Annotated in this window: 17 protein-coding genes and 1 tRNA gene; 9 read left to right on the top strand and 9 right to left on the bottom strand. The window is 66.3% G+C overall.

Annotated features, from left to right (window positions below; all coding sequences use genetic code 11):
* Window positions 1-280 precede the first annotated feature (280 nt).
* Entirely contained in the window at window positions 281-2299 is a 2019-nt protein-coding gene (locus tag J8I33_RS27775; RefSeq protein WP_089488003.1) for a site-specific DNA-methyltransferase, read from the top strand.
* Window positions 2299-5331, top strand: a complete 3033-nt coding sequence (locus J8I33_RS27770; RefSeq protein WP_209939498.1) for a DEAD/DEAH box helicase family protein — start codon at window positions 2299-2301, stop codon at window positions 5329-5331. Before J8I33_RS27775 ends, J8I33_RS27770 begins: the two co-directional genes overlap by 1 nt.
* 236 nt (window positions 5332-5567) lie before the next feature.
* On the opposite strand, the gene J8I33_RS27765 is transcribed toward J8I33_RS27770, so the two are convergent.
* From J8I33_RS27765 to egtB, 5 genes are all read right to left on the bottom strand, one after another.
* Window positions 5568-5936, bottom strand: a complete 369-nt coding sequence (locus tag J8I33_RS27765) for a hypothetical protein (protein WP_209939497.1) — start codon at window positions 5934-5936, stop codon at window positions 5568-5570.
* Between the two features lie 233 nt (window positions 5937-6169).
* The gene (locus J8I33_RS27760; RefSeq protein ID WP_050015730.1) at window positions 6170-6424 is read right to left on the bottom strand and encodes a hypothetical protein; all 255 of its coding nucleotides are present in this window, start codon (window positions 6422-6424) and stop codon (window positions 6170-6172) included.
* Between the two features lie 37 nt (window positions 6425-6461).
* Window positions 6462-6752, bottom strand: a complete 291-nt coding sequence (locus J8I33_RS27755; protein WP_209939496.1) for a hypothetical protein — start codon at window positions 6750-6752, stop codon at window positions 6462-6464.
* Window positions 6753-7044: 292 nt separating this feature from the next.
* Window positions 7045-8058 (bottom strand): L-histidine N(alpha)-methyltransferase, encoded by a 1014-nt coding sequence (gene egtD / locus J8I33_RS27750; protein ID WP_050015726.1) that lies wholly within the window; start codon window positions 8056-8058, stop codon window positions 7045-7047.
* The gene (egtB, locus tag J8I33_RS27745) at window positions 8042-9268 is read right to left on the bottom strand and encodes an ergothioneine biosynthesis protein EgtB (protein ID WP_209939495.1); all 1227 of its coding nucleotides are present in this window, start codon (window positions 9266-9268) and stop codon (window positions 8042-8044) included. Before egtB ends, egtD begins: the two co-directional genes overlap by 17 nt.
* 578 nt (window positions 9269-9846) lie before the next feature.
* Here egtB and J8I33_RS27740 point away from each other — a divergent pair.
* Window positions 9847-10323: a carboxymuconolactone decarboxylase family protein gene (locus tag J8I33_RS27740; RefSeq protein ID WP_011544480.1), complete on the top strand. Its 477-nt coding sequence runs from the start codon at window positions 9847-9849 to the stop codon at window positions 10321-10323.
* Window positions 10323-11204, top strand: coding sequence for a sigma-70 family RNA polymerase sigma factor (locus J8I33_RS27735; RefSeq protein ID WP_209939494.1), 882 nt, complete (start codon window positions 10323-10325; stop codon window positions 11202-11204). Before J8I33_RS27740 ends, J8I33_RS27735 begins: the two co-directional genes overlap by 1 nt.
* Before the next feature lie 90 nt (window positions 11205-11294).
* Here the strand turns inward: J8I33_RS27735 and J8I33_RS27730 are convergent, their stop codons facing one another.
* Complete coding sequence (locus J8I33_RS27730; protein ID WP_089487999.1) at window positions 11295-11810, bottom strand: DUF2628 domain-containing protein; 516 nt, start codon at window positions 11808-11810, stop codon at window positions 11295-11297.
* Between the two features lie 320 nt (window positions 11811-12130).
* A tRNA-Val gene (locus tag J8I33_RS27725) sits at window positions 12131-12207 on the bottom strand.
* Window positions 12208-12796: 589 nt separating this feature from the next.
* Here J8I33_RS27725 and J8I33_RS27720 point away from each other — a divergent pair.
* The 3 genes from J8I33_RS27720 to J8I33_RS27710 are packed head-to-tail and all read left to right on the top strand — an operon-like array spanning window position 12797 to window position 13802.
* Window positions 12797-13057 (top strand): hypothetical protein, encoded by a 261-nt coding sequence (locus J8I33_RS27720; RefSeq protein WP_124594483.1) that lies wholly within the window; start codon window positions 12797-12799, stop codon window positions 13055-13057.
* Window positions 13058-13088: 31 nt separating this feature from the next.
* A complete protein-coding gene (locus tag J8I33_RS27715) occupies window positions 13089-13469 on the top strand; it encodes a hypothetical protein (RefSeq protein ID WP_209939493.1) in 381 nt (126 codons plus the stop codon).
* Window positions 13470-13484: 15 nt separating this feature from the next.
* Window positions 13485-13802, top strand: a complete 318-nt coding sequence (locus J8I33_RS27710) for a hypothetical protein (RefSeq protein ID WP_209926248.1) — start codon at window positions 13485-13487, stop codon at window positions 13800-13802.
* A gap of 489 nt (window positions 13803-14291) precedes the next feature.
* On the opposite strand, the gene J8I33_RS27705 is transcribed toward J8I33_RS27710, so the two are convergent.
* On the bottom strand, window positions 14292-15050 hold the full coding sequence (locus tag J8I33_RS27705; protein ID WP_069618831.1) for an anti-sigma factor: 759 nt from the start codon (window positions 15048-15050) through the stop codon (window positions 14292-14294).
* Window positions 15047-15568 carry a sigma-70 family RNA polymerase sigma factor gene (locus J8I33_RS27700; protein WP_050015712.1) on the bottom strand — a complete coding sequence of 174 codons (522 nt, stop codon included), beginning with the start codon at window positions 15566-15568 and terminating at the stop codon, window positions 15047-15049. The genes J8I33_RS27705 and J8I33_RS27700 overlap by 4 nt, the downstream gene beginning before the upstream one ends.
* A gap of 158 nt (window positions 15569-15726) precedes the next feature.
* Here J8I33_RS27700 and J8I33_RS27695 point away from each other — a divergent pair, with 158 nt between their 5' ends.
* Together J8I33_RS27695 and J8I33_RS27690 are read left to right on the top strand one after the other, a co-directional pair.
* Window positions 15727-16812, top strand: a complete 1086-nt coding sequence (locus J8I33_RS27695; protein ID WP_209939492.1) for a catalase family peroxidase — start codon at window positions 15727-15729, stop codon at window positions 16810-16812.
* A complete protein-coding gene (locus J8I33_RS27690) occupies window positions 16812-17342 on the top strand; it encodes a cytochrome b (RefSeq protein ID WP_209939491.1) in 531 nt (176 codons plus the stop codon). The genes J8I33_RS27695 and J8I33_RS27690 overlap by 1 nt, the downstream gene beginning before the upstream one ends.
* Window positions 17343-17851 lie beyond the last annotated feature (509 nt).

Raw genomic sequence — 17851 nt, 5'->3', positions numbered from 1 at the left:
GGCACCCCGGCATTTGATTCCGACCGTGCCCCTTTTTTCGTCCTTTCCACCGCGGCGCCGACCGCCCGCGGCGCGCCCACCGCCCGCCCCGTGCGACAACCGGCCCGAACCCGCTTCCAGCCCGTCCGGCGGGCGATCGCGGCCGATACAAGCACGCCCGGCCCACATCGGCGCTTGACCTGCGCCGACCGACTCGCTAGCGTTTCGGGTTTGCCCGGGCGGCCATTGCCGCCGGTGCCGTGAGCGCGCCCGACGTCCTGGCGCGCGCGGCCGGGCTCCGATGGAAAAGACGATGCAGAAACTCGATGCGGCCAGCCCGCAGGCGATGTCGACGGATTTCACCGCCGACAACGTCGCGCGCCTGAAGGCGCTGTTCCCCGAACTCGTGACCGAAGGCCCGGACGGCGCGTCGGTCGACGTCGACGTGCTGAAGGCGCTGGTCGGCGAGCGCACGGTCGGCGACGCCGACGAGCGCTACGGCTTTCACTGGCACGGCAAGCGCGCCGCTCGCCAGGCCGCGCTCACGCCGTCGACGGGCACGCTGCGGCCCTGCCCCGACGACAGCGTCGCGTGGGACGACACGCGCCATCTGGTGATCGAGGGCGACAACCTCGACGTGATGAAGCTGCTGCACAAGAGCTACGCCGGCAAGGTGAAGCTCGTCTACATCGATCCGCCATACAACACCGGCAGCGATTTCGTCTATCCGGACGACTTCAGCGACAGCATCCGCCACTACCTGGCGATGACGGGCCAGACCGAAGCCGGCGTGAAGCGCAGCACCAACACCGAGGCGAACGGCCGGTTCCACACCGACTGGCTGAACATGATGTATCCGCGCCTGAAGCTCGCGCACGCGCTGCTGTCCGACGAAGGGCTAATCGCGGTGCACATCGACGAGCACGAAGTGCACGCGCTCGTGCTGATGCTGCGCGAGATCTTCGGCGAGGAAAACGAGCTCGGCGTGGCCGTGTGGGACAAGCGCAACCCGAAGGGCGACGCGCGCGGCGTCGCGTACCAGCACGAATCGCTGGTGCTGTTCGCGCGCAACGCCGAGACGCTGCTCGAACAGGCGCCGCTCAAGCGCCCGAAGCGCAATGCGCAGCGCATGCTCGACGCCGCGCATGATGCGGTGTACCGCAGCGGCAACCCGAAGGACGCGCAGAAGGCGTACCGCGCGTGGATGAAGGCGCAGACCAACCTGTCCGGCGGCGAGGTGATGTACGACCGGCTGTCGGCGGAAGGCCGCGTGTACCGCCTCGTGTCGATGGCCTGGCCGAACAAGAAGAAGGCGCCGGACGAATATTTCACGCCGCTGATCCACCCGGTCACCGGCAAGCCGTGCGCGATGCCGGCGCGCGGCTGGCGCAACCCGCCCGCGACGATGCAGGCGCTGCTCGAGCGCGGCCAGATCGAATTCGGCCCGGACGAAACCACGCAGCCGCAGCGGATCTACTACCTCGACGAGAACATGTACGAGAACGTGCCGTCGGTGCTGCCGTTCGCGGGCTCCGACGACGCGCTGTTGAAAACGCTCGGCATCCCGTTCGACCTGCCGAAGCCGGTCGACTTCGCGGCGGCCGTGATCGGCTGGTGCACGCGCGGCGACGACATCGTGCTCGACTGCTTCGCCGGCTCCGGTTCGACCGGCCACGCGGTGATGCAGGTGAACGCGACCGACGGCGGCGCGCGCCGCTACATCCTCGTGCAGCTGCCCGAGGCGCTCGACCGACGCGACAAGACGCAAACCGCGGCCGCCGATTTCTGCGCGAAGCTGAAGAAGCCGCTGACGCTCGCCGAAATCACGAAGGAACGCCTGCGCCGCGCCGCGCAGCAGGTCGCGCGCGACTATCCGGAAAGCTATGGCGACCTGGGTTTTCGCGTGTACCGGCTCGACACGACCAACGTGATCGAGTGGGACCCGCGCCGCGACGACTTCGACCATGCGCTGTTCGCGTCCGTCGAACACGTGAAGACCGGCCGCACCGAGGACGACCTGCTCGCCGAGCTGACGTTGAAGCTCGGCCTCGACCTGTGCACGCCGGTCGAGCATCACCAGGTGGCCGGCAAGACGGTGCACCTGATCGGCCGCGCGATCGTCGCGTGCTTCGATGCGCGCATTTCGCGCGACGACGCGGGCCCGCTCGCCGACGGCATCGTCGACCTGCTGGATGCGACCGGCGCGTCGCGCGACGTCACGTGCCTGTTCCGCGACAGCGGCTTCGTCGACGACGTCGCGAAGCTCAATCTCGCCGCGCTGCTCGAACAGCACGGCGTAAAGCGCGTGCGGAGCCTGTGATGCGGCTGCATTTCGAAGCGGATCTCGACTACCAGCGCGAGGCGATCGACGCCGTCTGCGACCTGTTTCGCGGGCAGGAATCGTATCGCGGCGACTTCAGCGTGCTCGCGAACGCCGCGCCCGGCACGACGGCCGCCGCGCAAGGCTCGCTCGGCTTCGCGGTGTCCGAGCAAGGCGTCGGTAACCGGCTGTCGCTGACCGACGACGCGCTCGCACGCAATCTCGCCGACGTGCAGTTGCGCGGCGGGCTGCCGCCGTCCGGCCTGCCCGGCTCGCGCGACTTCACCGTCGAGATGGAGACCGGCACCGGCAAGACCTACGTGTACCTGCGCACGATCTTCGAGCTGAACCGCCGCTACGGCTTCACGAAATTCGTGATCGTCGTGCCGTCGATCGCGATCAAGGAAGGCGTGCACAAGACGCTGTCGATCACCGAGGATCACTTCCGCGCGCTGTACGCGGGCGTGCCGTACGACTACTTCCTGTACGACTCCGCGAAGCTCGGCCAGGTGCGCCACTTCGCGGCGAGCGCGGCGATCCAGATCATGGTGATGACGGTCGCCGCGATCAACAAGAAAGAGATCAACAACCTCTACAAGGACAGCGAGAAGACCGGCGGCGAGAAGCCGATCGACCTGATCCGCGCGACGCGGCCGATCGTGATCGTCGACGAACCGCAAAGCGTCGACGGCGGCCTCGAAGGGCGCGGGCGCGAAGCGCTCGCCGCGATGGCGCCGCTCTGCACGCTGCGCTATTCGGCCACGCACGTCGACCGCCACCACATGGTGTACCGGCTCGATGCGGTCGACGCGTACGAGCGCAAGCTCGTCAAGCAGATCGAGATCGCGTCGGCGATCGTCGAGGATGCGCACAACAAGCCGTACGTGCGGCTCGTCGGCGTGTCGAACCGGCGCGGCGCGATCAGCGCGCGCGTCGAGCTCGACGTCGCGACCGCGGCCGGCGTGAAGCGCCAGATCGTGTCGGCCACCGACGGCGACGATCTCGAGCGCCTGACCAAGCGCGCGCTGTACGCGGGGCTGCGGATCGGCGAAGTGCATGCGGTCAAGGGCGCCGAATACGTCGAGCTGCGCCATCCGGAAGGCGAGGCGTTCCTGTCGCTCGGCGAGGCGTTCGGCGACATCGACACGCTCGCCGTGCAGCGCGAGATGATCCGCCGCACGATCCGCGAGCATCTCGACAAGGAGCTGCGCCTCGCCGAACGAGGCGTGAAGGTGCTGTCGCTGTTCTTCGTCGATTCGGTCGAACGCTATCGCCGCTACGACGAGAACGGCGTGCCCGTGAAGGGCGACTACGCGCTGATCTTCGAAGAGGAATATGCACGCGCGGCGCGCGTGCCGGCCTACCGTGCGCTGTTCGACGGCGTCGACGTCGCGCTGGAAGTCGAGCGTGCACACAACGGCTACTTCTCGATCGACCGCAAGGGCGGCTGGACCGACACGAGCGAAAGCAGCGCGGCGGCCCGCGAGAACGCGGAGCGCGCGTACGGCCTGATCATGCGCGAGAAGGAAGCGCTGCTGTCGTTCGACACGCCGCTCAAGTTCATCTTCTCGCACTCGGCGCTGAAGGAAGGCTGGGACAACCCGAACGTGTTCCAGATCTGCACGCTGCGCGACATCCAGACCGAACGTGAGCGCCGCCAGACGCTCGGCCGCGGGCTGCGCCTCGCGGTCGACCAGGACGGCGAACGCGTGCGCGACGCGGGCGTGAACACGCTCACCGTGATCGCGACCGAGCGCTACGAGTCGTTCGCGGAGAACCTGCAGAAGGAAATCGAGGCCGATACGGGCATCCGGTTCGGGATCGTCGAGGAACACCAGTTCGCGGCGCTGCCGGTGCAGGAAGACGACGGCCCCGCGCATGCGCTCGGCATCGAGCTGTCGCGCGTGCTGTGGAACCATCTGCACGAGCAGGGCTACGTCGACGCGCAGGGCAAGGTGCTCGACCGGCTGAAGGATGCGCTGCGCCAGAGCGCGCTCGTGCTGCCGGACGCGTTCGAGCGACTGCGCGCGCCGATCGTCGCGACGCTGCGCAAGCTGTCGGGCCGCTTCGCGGTGCGCAATGCCGACGAGCGCCGCGCGATCGCGTTGCGGCGCGATGCGTCGGGCAAGGCCGTCGTGTTCGGCGAGGATTTCCGCGCGCTGTGGGACCGCATCCGCCATCGCACCGTGTACCGCGTCGAGTTCGACAACGCGAAGCTGGTGCGCGACTGCACGGCCGCGCTGCGCGACGCGCCGGACATCGCGCGCGCGCGGCTGCAGTGGCGCAAGGCCGAGATCGACATCGGCAAGGCCGGCATCGAGGCGATCGAAGTAGCAGGCGCCGGCACGGTGCTGCTCGACGAAGGCGAGTTGCCGCTGCCCGACCTGCTCACCGAGTTGCAGGACCGCACGCAGCTCACGCGTCGGTCGCTCGCGACGATTCTTGCCGACAGCGGCCGGCTCGACGATTTTCGCGTGAATCCGCAGCAGTTCATCGCGGTCGCGGCCGACGCGATCAATCGCTGCAAGCGGCTCGCGCTCGTCGCGGGCATCGCGTACCGCAAGCTCGGCGAGCGCCACGTGCATGCGCTCGAATCGTTCGAAAGCGAGGCGCTGACCGGTTATCTGCGCAACCTGCGGCTCGATGCGCGCAAGTCGATTCACGAAGCGGTCGTGTGCGAGACGGACGCCGAGCGCGCGTTCGCCGATGCGCTCGAAGCCCACGACGGCGTGAAGCTGTACGCGAAGCTGCCGGCGTGGTTCCGCGTGCAGACGCCGCTCGGCAGCTATCACCCGGACTGGGCCGTGCTCGCGGAACAGGACGGCGGCGAGCGGCTGTACTTCGTCGTCGATACGCCGAATGCCGACGGTCACGTGCCGAGCGAGCACGAGCGCGCGAAGCTCGCGTGCGGCGAAGCGCATTTCCGCGCGCTGGTCGACGGCGACGGCGCGGCGCGCTTCGTGCGCGTCGGGCAGGCGGATGCGCTGTTCGAACCGACCGCGATTGCGCCACCGGCGGGCGGCGGGCGGTAACACGAAGGGCGGCGACGAGCCGCCCCTTTTTCATGGGCCGGCGGTGTCCTTCTTCCCCGTCGAATCCGTCCGTCAAGCGCGTGAAAGCGGTTCGTATGATGGCGGGCCGGGCGGCCCAGTTACGGCTGGTTGCAAATCGGGTCGGTTCGACGGTCGCCTCAGCCGCTTGTGTCGCTTGTGCCGCCGCAATGAAAAAAAGGCGCCGAAGCGCCCTTCTCCGTCCTGCGTGCGCCGGCTTACAGCGTGCGGCCGAACGCGTTGCGATGCGTGTGAGGCGTGGACGTCTTGCTGTGCGCGGTATGGCCGTGCGTATGCCCGCGACCCGGCTGCGTGCCGGCGCGATCGGCGATCGTGTCGGAACGGTCGGCCGCGCGTGCGAGGCCCTTGTCGCGGTCGCCCGCACTGAAGCTGTTCGAATTGCTCAGCGCCTGGCCGCTCATGTGACCGGCCGACATGCCGCCCGCGTTGCCACCCATCCCGCCTGCGCCGTGACCGCCGCCATTGCCACCGCCGCCACCATTGCCGCCGGCTGCCGCGTTCGCGGAGACGGCACCCAGTGCGAGCAGCGCGGCTGCCAGCACGGACAGATATCGTTGGGTTTTCATTGTTTGCTCCCTGGAGCGTGTTCGAATGATTGCATTCTAGGAACGCGCGGTTTCCGCGCGACTCGACGTTGTAAATGATCGTAACGACGCGCATCGCGCGCATTCGTCCGATCAATTTGCCGTATGCCGGCTGCGTGCGCGGAATGCGCGGCCGGCCGTCGCCGAACAAGGAAGTTGCAAGGCGGAAGCGGCGCGTGCCGTTCCGCCGGTCGATGAAGATGCTGCCTCGGCGCTTACTGCGCCGGCAGCATCCGTTGCGCCGCCGCCTTGCGCTGCGCGGCCTGCTCCTGCTCGTGCTGCTTCGCGACGTGATGGCCCACGATACAGCCGCCGACTGCGCCGACCACCGCGTGGTGCCCCGCATAGTGGCCGGCCACCCCGCCGACCACCGCGCCCTTCATGCAGCCCGCCGCGTGCGCGCTGCCGATCGTTGCGAGCGCAACGACAGCGGCGGCGGCACACAGCCTGATGTATCGCACGGGCATCATGTTTTCATCCTCCTCTTGCGACGATCAGATGGGCCGCTTAATCCCAGCGGCCGCCACGCCAGCCCCCGCGCTCGCGCCACTCGTGCTCGCGCCATTCATGGCGGCGCCATTCGCGCTGACGCCAGCCGTCGCCGCGCCAACCGTAGTCGCGATAGCCGACCGGCGCGTACATCACCGGCGGAGGCGGCGCCACATAGACGGGCGCCGGCGCCGTGTAGACGCCCGGCACGCCGATGCCGACCGACAGGTCGACGTGGGCCGACGCGACGCCCGAAGCTGCCAGCGCCGCTACACCGAGAACTGCACCGAGAATAAGTTTCTTGCTCATTTCGCGACTCCCTGCACGTGTCGTGCGTCATGTGACTACGGTTCGGAGTCTAGGCACCGGACGCTGACACAGGTGAAACGGGTATGCGAGACAGGTAACGGACGTTTACGGGTGCCCGCAAAGCCTGATGGAGCAAGGGAAAGGCGACGTTCCGGACACCGTTGCAGCGATGCGCCGGGTCGGTAAAAAGGGAATTTTCGGCACGAAACCGGCGATCGGATCGAACCCGCCGGTGTGCACGGGGAGCGAGCCGCCCTCACCCCGCGGCGCGGGCGGCTCGCAACGGCGCGCGTTACGCGCGGATATCGTCGACGCTGCGCAGCCAGTGCACGCTGAACAGGTTGTCCGCATCGGTCCACACGGTATCGGGTGCGAACCCGGCGCGGCGCGCGATCGCGTGGAAGCCGTCGATCGTGAACTTGTGCGAGTTCTCCGTGTGGATGCGCTCACCGGCTTCGAAGCGGAACACGTGGCCGCGCACGTGCACGGTCTGCGCGACGTCGCTGACCAGATGCATCTCGATGCGCTGGCGCTCGCGGTCGTAGAACGCGCAATGCGAGAACGCGTCGACGTCGAAATCCGCGCCGAGCTCCGCGTTTGCGCGCACCAGCAGGTTCAGGTTGAACTGCGCGGTCACGCCCTGCGCGTCGTTGTACGCGTGATGCAGCGTGCGCTCGTCCTTCACGAGGTCGGCCCCCACCAGCAGGCCGCCGCCGCGCAGCAGCCGTGCGGCGTCACGCAGGAACGTGTCGGCCTCTTCCGGCGAGAAGTTGCCGATCGTCGAGCCGGGAAAGAAGCCGATGCGTCGCCGCGGCGTTTCGGTCAGCCCGGCCAGTTGCTCGGCCTTCGTGTAATCGGCCGCCAGCGGCGCGACGTCCAGCCATGGATAGGCCGCACGCAGCCGCGCGGCCGCACCGTGCAGGTAATCGGCGGAGATGTCGACCGGCACGTAGCGCGCCGGCGCGTTCGCGTAGTTGTCCGCGAACGCGTCGAGCAGCACGCGGATCTTCTCGAGCGAACCCGCGCCGAATTCGACGATGTCCGCATGCGGGCCGACGCGCCGCACGATCTCGGCCGCGCGATCGCGCAGGATGCCGAGCTCGGTGCGCGTCGGGTAGTACTCCGGCAGTTCGCAGATGCGGTCGAACAGCGCGGAGCCGGCCGCATCGTAGAAGTATTTCGGCGGGATGCTGCGCGGCGTGCGCGACAGTCCGTCGATCAGGTCGCGCTCGAACGCGCTCGGCCGCGAATCGCGGGCGGGTTGCAGGCCACCGCTCGTGGCCGTCAGGTCAGACGTCTCGCGCAAGTCGCACCCCCGTGAATTGCCAGCGTGCCGCCGGCGGAAAGAAATTGCGGTACGTCGGCCGTTCGTGCCCGGGCGGCGTCGCGATGCTGCTGCCGCGCAGGACCTGCTGGCCGACCATGAACTTGCCGTTGTATTCGGCCGCGACCCCGGCGAGCGGCCGAAAGCCCGGATAGGGCTCGTAGGACGAACGCGTCCACTGCCAGACGTGCCCGAGCATTTGCCGGATCCCGTCGGCCGCGAACGCGGTTTCCCATTCGAATTCGGTCGGCAGCCGCGCGCCGGCCCATTCTGCATACGCGGCGGCCTCGTAGAAGCTCACGTGACACACTGGCGCGTCGGGCGCGAGCGGTTCGACGCCGTGCAGGCCGAAGGTGCGCCGCACGCGCGTGGCGGCCGCATCGTCGTCGTCCGGCATCCAGTACGCGGGCCCTTGCCACCCTTCCCGCTGCACCGTGGCCCAGCCGTCGGACAGCCAGAACTCGGGGCGCGTATAGCCGCCGTCCGCGACGAACGCCGCGAATTCCGCATTCGTCACCAGGCGGTTCGCGATCTCGTACGGCCGCACGAGTGCGGTGTGGCGCGGCCGTTCGTTGTCGAACGAGAACGTATCGCCGTCGTGCCCGATCTCGACGAGCCCGCCCGGCTGAGGCAGCCAGCGCAGCGGGCCGGCATCGCCCGCGGCGAGCGCGTGTTCCGCCTCGGCGCCGGTACGCGGCCGGAACGCCGGCTTCAACGGGTTGCACGAGAACGCATGCAGCATGTCGGTGACGATCAGTTCCTGATGCTGCTGCTCGTGATGCAGGCCGAGCACGAGTTCGGGCGCGATCGCGTCGAGCAGCGCCGCATCGGCGCCGGCCAGCGCGCGCAGCATCGCGTCGTCGACGTATTGCCGGTACGCATGCACGTCGTCCAGCGACGGACGCGTGAGCAGCCCGCGCTGCGGCCGCGGATGGCGCGGGCCGAGCGCTTCGTAATAGGAATTGAAGAGGAACTGGAAGGCGTCGTCGAACGGCGCGTAGCCAGGCACGCGGCGCATCAGCACGACGGTTTCGAAGAACCAGGTCGTATGCGCGAGATGCCATTTCGTCGGACTCGCGTCGGGCATCGACTGCACGGCCTGGTCTTCGGGGGACAGCGTCGCGGTCAACGCGACGCTGTGGGCGCGCACGTCCTGGTAACGGCGCTGAAGCTGTGATGCAAGAAGGCTCATCGGTTTACCGTTCACGTCGCGATTCGCTGCGTTGCGTTGCCGGAAAAGGGAAAGCCTTGCGCTGGGATGCGCGCGGCTGACGGGCGATTTGCTGCTGCGTCGTCGGGCAGCCGGCGCGCGCGCCGGGCCGCGAATGCGGCTTCACTTCATCTGCCCGTGCAGAACAGTATGGTCCAGAAATGTGAACGTCGCGAATCGGATTTCGGATGAAACGAAGGCGAAAGAAAAATGAAAGCATACGTGAGGTGGGCGTCGCGCGTTTCACGAACCGCCGATGCCTGTCGTGACGGGGTTCGGCCGACGGAGGCAACCCGCGTGCCCGCGGCTGCGCCCTACTGACGTCCGGTGACAACCGCTCGGCATGCGTGAAAGGTCGATGGCGCGCGTGCGCCCGAGGCGCGGCGTCAGGCAGCCGATTCGTCAGTCGATATCGCGACCTTCCGGGTGCCCGGCTCTACGGCTCCACCCTTTGCGTGCCGTCGCTTTCTTCTCCGGCCGCAAAAATTTTTGCATCGATGTCACACGCGCGGGGTGCTCGCTCGTCATATCGACGAACCCACACGAAAGGAGAAGGAACCATGACTGCGAAACTCAATCCGTTTGCCGCCGCCCCCGCGTTGATGAAGAGCTGGATGACCGTGTCGGTCGCCGCTGCCGGGAGCCTCGAGCCGACGCTGATCGAGCTGGTCAAGATCCGCGCGTCGCAGATCAACGCGTGCGCGAACTGCCTTAACATGCACACCGTCGAGGCGCGCGAGCAAGGCGAGACCGAGCAGCGCATCTACCTGCTGTCCGCGTGGCGCGAAGCGCCCTGCTACACCGACCGCGAGCGCGCGGCGCTCGGCTGGACCGAGGCGCTCACGCGGCTGTCGGAGGGCCACGCGGCGCACGAAGCCGCCTATGCGGCGCTGAACGACCATTTCAGCGAGGAGGAACAGGTGAAACTCACGGTGATGATCAACGTGATCAACGGTTGGAACCGGCTCGCCGTCGGTTTCGGGCTCTGGGTCGACCCGGCCGACGCGAAGGCCGCCGCCGCGAAGATGGTGGCCTGATGCCGAGCCTCGACCCGGTCGGCAGCCACGCCGACGAACGGGCCGACGCGGCGGCGAGCTTCGATCCGCTGCGTCGCACGCTGATCCGCGTCGCGTACCGGATGCTCGGTTCCGTCGCGGATGCCGAGGACATGGTGCAGGAGGCGTTCATCCGCTGGATGGACGTCGACCGTACCGAGGTGCGCGTGCCCGAGGCGTTCCTGCGCCGCATGGTGATGCGCATGTGCCTCGACCAGTTGAAGTCCGCGCGGCACCAGCGCGAGACCTATATCGGCCCGTGGCTGCCCGAGCCGGTCGTCGAGGAAGACGAACCGGACGATGTCACGCTGCCGCTGCTGCTCGCGCTCGAACGGCTGTCGCCGCTCGAACGCGCGGCGTTCCTGCTGCACGACGTGTTCGGCCTCGAATTCGACGAAGTGGCCACGACGATCCAGCGCGACCCGGCCGCCTGCCGGCAGCTCGCCGCGCGGGCCCGCACGCACGTGCGCGAGGCGCGACCGCGTTTTCATGTCGAAAAGCAGCGCGGGATCGAACTGGCCGAAGCGTTCTTCGCGGCGTCACGTAGCGGCGACATGCGTACGCTCGGCGCGATGCTCGCCGAGGACGTGAGCCTGCATTCCGACGGCGGCGGCAAGCGGCCCGCGGCCGGCAAGCCGGTGTTCGGCTTCGAACTGGTGATGCGGGTGCATGCGTACCTGGCCGAGCTGTTCGCGACGCATGCGTCGAAGCTCGTGCGGGCCGGGTTCATCAACGGGCTGCCGGGTTTCGTCACGCTGGAAGCCGACGGCGAGCTGCAGACGACGGCACTCGAGATCGACGACGGAAAGATCGTCGCGATTTATGTCGTGCGGAATCCTGACAAATTGAAGCATCTGCATTGAGCGCGGCGCGAGCATGCGCCGTATGCGATGTGCCCGCCGGCGCCGCCCTCTTCTTTTTGCCCTGCGTTTTCCAATCGCCGGCTATCGCGATCAGTACGTCGCGCCTCCGACGTTGCCGATCATGTACAACAGCACGCCGAGCAGCGGCGTCGCGACGGCGAAACCGGCCGCCGCCAGCCAGTTCGTGCCGCCTTGCGCCTCGAGCAGCGCGAGAAACGATTCGCGAGTCGTCGCGTGCGGGCGCAGTTTTTCGATCTGGCGTTCGACGTATCGCTTGTAGAGGCTGTTCCCGCACCAGCCGAGCGAGACCGCGATCCCGATGGTGATCGGGTCGAGCGTGCTCGATTCGAAGTATGTCGGGAAGTACAGCAACTCGAGCAGCGTGATGCCGAGCGTGGCGGCAAGCACGGCGGCCGCCTGCCAGTACATGCATCGGTACGCCATCCAGGCCGGGCCCAGGAAGCACGCGGCCCAGTTCCACGATTGCCGGCTCTTGCGCGAGTCGGCGATCGCCCATTTTCGTTCGTACCAGGCGGCCTTCTTGCCGACGTAAGCGGCGATTTCGTCGTTGCTTGCCGATGATGCGGCGGTCGTGGCCTCGGACATGATCGTGTGCTCTCAGTCGCGCGGATCGCGCGTCGTTGTTTTGATGTGGTGGAAGTCGGATGACGGGCGAAGCCGCCGCGTCGATGCGCACACGATTCTACGCGCCGTGCAGCGGCAGTTGTGTGGCGGATCGGATGGTTCGTGACGATGCGATGCCGGGCCGTGTATCGCGCAACGCATCGGGGCTTCATGCGTTGTTTTGCGTTGTTTCGGACCGGAAAAGAAAAACGCCACGCGAGGTTGCCGCGTGGCGTTTGTATGTTGGCGAGCCGCGTTGCCTGTAGGCAAGTTGTGCTGCCGGACCCCTTCATTTTGTTCGTTGGTAGGCTCGATTGGATTCGAACCAACGACCCCCACCATGTCAAGGTGGTGCTCTAACCAACTGAGCTACGAGCCTAAGAAGCCGCGAATTATAGAGAGGGTTTTGGGGCAGCACAAGCCCCTTCGTGAAAATTTTTTGAAAGGGCGTGTGTGGAGGCGGGCGATCGATGTGGCCTGCCGATGCGGGGACGCTGAGGCTTCATCTGTTCGCATCACAGCAAAACGCGTCGATGTGCTGTGGTGTTATCCACATTGCCCTCTGGATAACCGTCCGGGAAGTCTCTGGATTCACAGTGGAACGATTGAGGATATGTCGGCGCGGCTGTGAATCGCCGAAAAGTTGTTCTGTGCTGCCGGACGCTGTTCACGTCGCGCACCCAGGGTTATGCATTTCGGTTCGCGTTGAAAATTCAGTGCGTTACGGAGGTTATCCACTGTGAGGCACAGAGCTTGTTAACTATCACTACGTATATATACGAACCCTGTTAACACCTTTGGATAAGCACAGTCCGTCGACTGTGATCCGCCTGGGATATGCACTGCGTGCAGCGAGCAGACAAACGAAGCGGAACGCTGTGAAGCGCATCGAGCGATGCGCGAGTCTTCATGTCTGTAGAATCGCCGGCATCCAGAATGCAAACGCCCGACGAACGGGCTCGCGGCCAATGACCCATGCTTCGTCGACCCATCTCCAGGCGCTCGATATCGACACCGTCGTACGCCGGATGCAGCACCATCCGGGCGACATCGTGTTGGAGCGACGCGTGTCGATACCGGAAGCCGAGGTCCTGTGTTGCCGCTACAAAGGCGAGCGATTCAACGTGAAGTTCGATCTCGACTACGAGGTGTCTGTTGATCGTGTCGGCATGCTGTCCGGCGAGGACGTCGCGAAGATCGTCGGATGGCTCACGAAGGAGGCAAGGTGATCACAGCGGGCGACACTGGACGATGCGCGCGATGAAGGCGCCCGTCGACGAGATGCTGGCGACGGACATTGCCGGCCACATTGCGGTCGTCGTGACCGACATGGCGGCTGCGGTCGAGGGGCTGATCCGGTTGGGCTTCGCCCGGAAAGCCGATTGCTGGGAGCGTGCGATCGCGGACGACAACGACCGCCAGGCTCTCGTTGCCGCGCTTATCGATCTCGATGCGTTGTTCTCCGCGGGCCGTGACTGGAGCCCGCAGGCACTCGTCGAGTATTACCGGGAGATCGGCGTCGTTCGAAGCGGGTACCGTTCGGTTGCATGGCGCGGGCCGACGCAATACGTCATCGAACGACATGACACGGGATGGAACATCCGCCTGCGTGGGCGATTGTTATCGGAAGACAGGCGGTGAAATTCGGAGAAGACGATGAGCACATCGAATTTCGGCACGATCGACCGGTGTTCGGTCACGCTCAACACCGCGACGCTGCTCGGCCTGAAAACTGCCTACGAAGACTTTGCGGCGACTGGGCAGGACCTGCGCAACTTCGAGATCTGTATCACGGATAAAAGGGCATCCACGGTGGATCCCGGACCAGACGATGATGTCATCACCATCACGTTCGTGGCGAAGCTGATTCCGGGCATGCGCGGGCTGGGCAACGCAAACCGGCTCGGAAAGTCGATCCACTACGTCATCGCGCCGGAAACCGGCGAGATTCTCGGGATAGTCGGGACGAAGTGACCGGAAGCGCGAGCGGCGGTGTGTGGATAACCGGCGCACGATTCAGTTGAAACCCTGTGCACCGGACCGGTGAGCATTCCGGTTTCGATGGTCCTGTCGGCCTGAATGCCCGACCTGACAAGGCTTTGCCGACAATGAAAGAGGGCAGCGAACAAATCGCGCGACGTCCGGAAGTCGAATGCCTTGTGGATATCGACGCCCAAAACAACCCGAAACGCTGTGCACGTCAAAGGTGAGCGAACCGACCGAAGGCGACCTGCGGGACCAGCAGGAGATATGTGGATATCCGGTTCCGCGGCGACTCGAAACCCTGTGATTTTAAAGGTGAGGGCGCCGGCGCGGTGTCGATGTGAATAACTGCCGAGGAAAGTCAGTCGAAACGCTGTGCATTCGAGCGGTGAGCATGCGCCCGTTCAAGCCCGCAAAGCCGCTCCACAAAAGGCGCTGACGGCCACGACCAACCGCCAGCCGGGCGCGCATCCTACCGCTTCAAGTCTGCTGATCGAGCGCCTGCACGACTGCTTTCTCGCCAAGACTCCCCGCCGGCCCGACCACCGCATAGTTGAGCCCATTCACCGATCCATACCGCGCGAGCAGCGCGCCATCCACGCGTTGCCCGTTCGGCAGCAGCCGATGTCCCGATTCCGCCGGCCGGAGATAGAAGCTCAGCGTCCGTCCCGCATCATCCTCATAGAGCACCATCGCGGCAGTCGCCCCGCTGTCCGTCGTGAACAACCGCCCACCGACCGGCCTGAACCCCGCCGCGCTCAAATCCGGCAGCTTCGCCGATGCGCCCACGCCTTTGGTGAGCCATCCCTGCAAATCGCCCGCACCGGTCGGCCGGTAATCGACCTTGGCCGTCCGATCGACCACCATCATCTGGTAAGCCTTGACCGCATCGCTCATCGGCGCGATGGGCGGCGCCGCGTTCCACCCGCGAGCCTGCCAGCCGCCGAATGTCCCGAGCCCGACGCAGAACACGAACGAAGCCGCCATCGCGAACCGCATCCGCGCGCGCTCGGCCCGTCGGCCGCGAATCGCCGCCGGATCCAGCGCAGGGTTATCGGCCGGCATCCGCACGCTCTCCAGCGCGGCCCGCAACCGCTGCGCGTCCTGCTGCCATTGCTTCACCTGTTCCGCGCGCGCCGGATGCAGCGCGAGATAGCGCTCGACCGCGGCGCGCGCATCGTCGTCGAGCTGGCCGTCGACATAGGCCTGAAGGTCATGTTCGTTCGGAGGCGTGTTCATTTTTTCATCAACCGCAAGGAAGGAGCGGGAAGTTCACCGTCGCTGAGCTGGCGCAGCGCCTGGCGCGCGCGGGAGAGCCGCGACATCACGGTGCCGATCGGCACGTCGAGCAGGTCGGCCGCTTCCTGATAGGTGAAGCCCTCGACCGCGACGAGCAGCAGCAGGCTGCGCTGCTCGTCCGAGAGCCGGCCGAACGCTTCGAGCGTCGCGCGCGCCGCGAATTCGCGTTCGGCGGACGGCCAGTGCGCTTCGTCGTCGTTGCCGATGCGGCCAAGCAGCCACGCGTAGCGCTTCGCACTGCGTTTGCCGTCGAGAAATTGCCGATACAGGATCGTGAAGAGCCAGCTGCGCAGCGACGCGTCGTCGCGACGGCTCGTCCAGCGCGACAACGCGCGCTCGAGCGTCGACTGGACGAGATCGTCGGCTGCATGGACGTCGCGCGCCAGCCAGAGCGCGAAGCGTCGCAGCCTGGGGATGAGTTCGCGCAATGCTTCGTCGTCGAGGGCGGTGGAGGGCATGGCTGGGCCGGTTGCCGAAAGGGTCGTGGATGCCGCGTAGGACGCCGGCCGGCATCGGTTATTCCCTCCAGCATACGAAAAAATTCTTCGTGGAATAAAGCGGCGTGGGCGGCGTCCTACACGCGTTCGACAATGATCTGACGATCGGGAGTGCATTCATGAAGCAATCTTCTTCTTCGCCGCAGCGCGAGCCCGGGCGCGGGTGGTGGCGCTGGGCCGTGATCGGCGGCGCGGTGGCCGGCGTGGCCGCGGCGTTCGGGTATGCCGGCGGATGGCTCGCGCCGGCGCGTCTGACCCCGCACCGGCTCGTCGACGCGCTGCAGACCAACAGCGGCATCCATCCCGGCTACCGGCGCAATCACGCGAAGGGCGTGTGCGTGACCGGCTATTTCGAAGGCAACGGCGCCGCGAGCGCGTATTCGGTCGCGCCGTTCTTCAAGGCGGTGCGCACGCCGGTGGTCGGGCGCTTCGCGTTGCCGGGCGGGAATCCTTATGCGCCGGACAGCAGCGTGCCGATCCGCAGCCTCGCGCTGAAGCTCACCGCGCCGGACGGCGAGCAATGGCGGACCGGGATGAACGCGATGCCGGTGTTTCCGGTGGCGACGCCGCAGGCGTTCTACGAGCAGACGCTCGCGACCCGGCCCGATCCGAAGACGGGCAAGCCCGATCCGGCGAAGGTGAAGGCGTTCTTCGGCGCGCACCCGGAAGCCGGCGCGTTCCTGCAATGGGTGAAGGGTGCGAAGCCGAGCGCGAGCTACGTCACCGAAAGCTATTACGGGCTGAACGCGTTCTACTTCGTCGATGCGGCCGGCAAGCGCCAGGCGGTGCGGTGGCGCGTCGTGCCGGAGCAGACGGCGGGCGCCGGTGACGTCGCGACGGCCGCGGATCCGAACGTGCTGCAGCAGGACGTGACGCAGCGCATCGCGGCCGGCCCGCAGAAGTGGAAGCTGCTGGTCACGCTGGCGGAGCCCGGCGACCCGGTGGACGACGCGACGAAGGTCTGGCCCGCGCAGCGCACGACGATCGATGCGGGCACGCTCGTGCTCGATCGCGTGGAGGCGCAGGACAGCGGCCCGTGCCGCGACGTGAACTACGACCCGACGGTGCTGCCGCAGGGGATTCAGGTGTCGGGCGATCCATTGCTGGCGGCGCGCTCGGCCGCGTATGCGGATTCGTATCTGCGGCGCACGAGTGAAGAGGCCGGCGTGGCAGGCGTGGCGCGAGTGAGTGGGGAGGGACGGTGATGAAGGTTTCGACGACGTTTAGTTTGCCGGCGCGGGTGCTGCACTGGGTGATGGCCGCGATGATTCTCGCGATGCTGTTCATCGGGGTGGGGATGGTGGCGTCGGTTTCCGGGCGGCACGAGATCCTGGTGGCGATTCACAAGCCGCTGGGCGTGGCCGTGCTGGTGCTGGTGTGCGTGCGGATCGTGGTGCGAATGCTGTCGAAGCCGCCGGCGTTGCCCGACGATCTGCCGTGGTGGCAGAAGGTGGCCGCGCACGGGTCGCATCTCGTGCTGTATGCGCTGATGGTGGCGATGCCGCTGATCGGCTGGGCGATGCTGTCGGCGGGCGGGTATCCGGTGACGTTGGGTGGCGGCGTGCAACTGCCGGCGCTGGTGTCGGCCGATCCGGTGACGTTCGCGTGGCTTCGGGTCGCGCATCGCGTGTTGGCCTATCTCTTCTTCCTGACGTTCCTCGCGCACTTTGCGGCGGCGCTGTATCACGGGCTGATTCGGCGGGACGGCGTGGTGAGGGCGATGGTCGGGCGGTAATCGACGGAAGGTTGCGTTCGATACGGCGGGGCTGTTCAAGGGCGACCTGCGCCTGCCGTGTCGTCTTATATATGAGTACTGGGAAGTGCTCGGCGGTCCCGGCCATAGCACGTCAAAAATATTTCACAAAAGGGGTTGCGGAGACCGGGGCGGATGCATAGAATCACGCCTCTTTCGCGCTAACGGAAACGCAGCGCGGGGGAAGAAGAGGGAAGCGGTGCTGTTGAAGTCGGTTTTATCGATTCCAGTGCACGCGAAATTAAACCGCTGTCGTCGCAACGAAGTAGTTAAAAAAGTTGTTGACGAGCTGCGAAACACGGTTCATAATCTCGATTCTCTGCTGCTGAAAACGCAGCGCTGCCGGGAAACACGAAATTCCTCGCAGAATGCTCTTTAAAAATTAACAGCCGATAAGTGTGGGCGCTTGATGAAAGCGAGCTGATCCTCGGATCAGATAGCGAAAGTATCAAGAGTCTCACACTAAAGTAAGTCAGGTTTATGAAGTGATT

Source organism: Burkholderia sp. AcTa6-5, assembly GCF_017815075.1.
Lineage (GTDB): Bacteria > Pseudomonadota > Gammaproteobacteria > Burkholderiales > Burkholderiaceae > Burkholderia > Burkholderia sola.
Note: the sequence above shows the minus strand (reverse complement) of the source record. Positions and strands in the feature narration are given on the sequence as shown.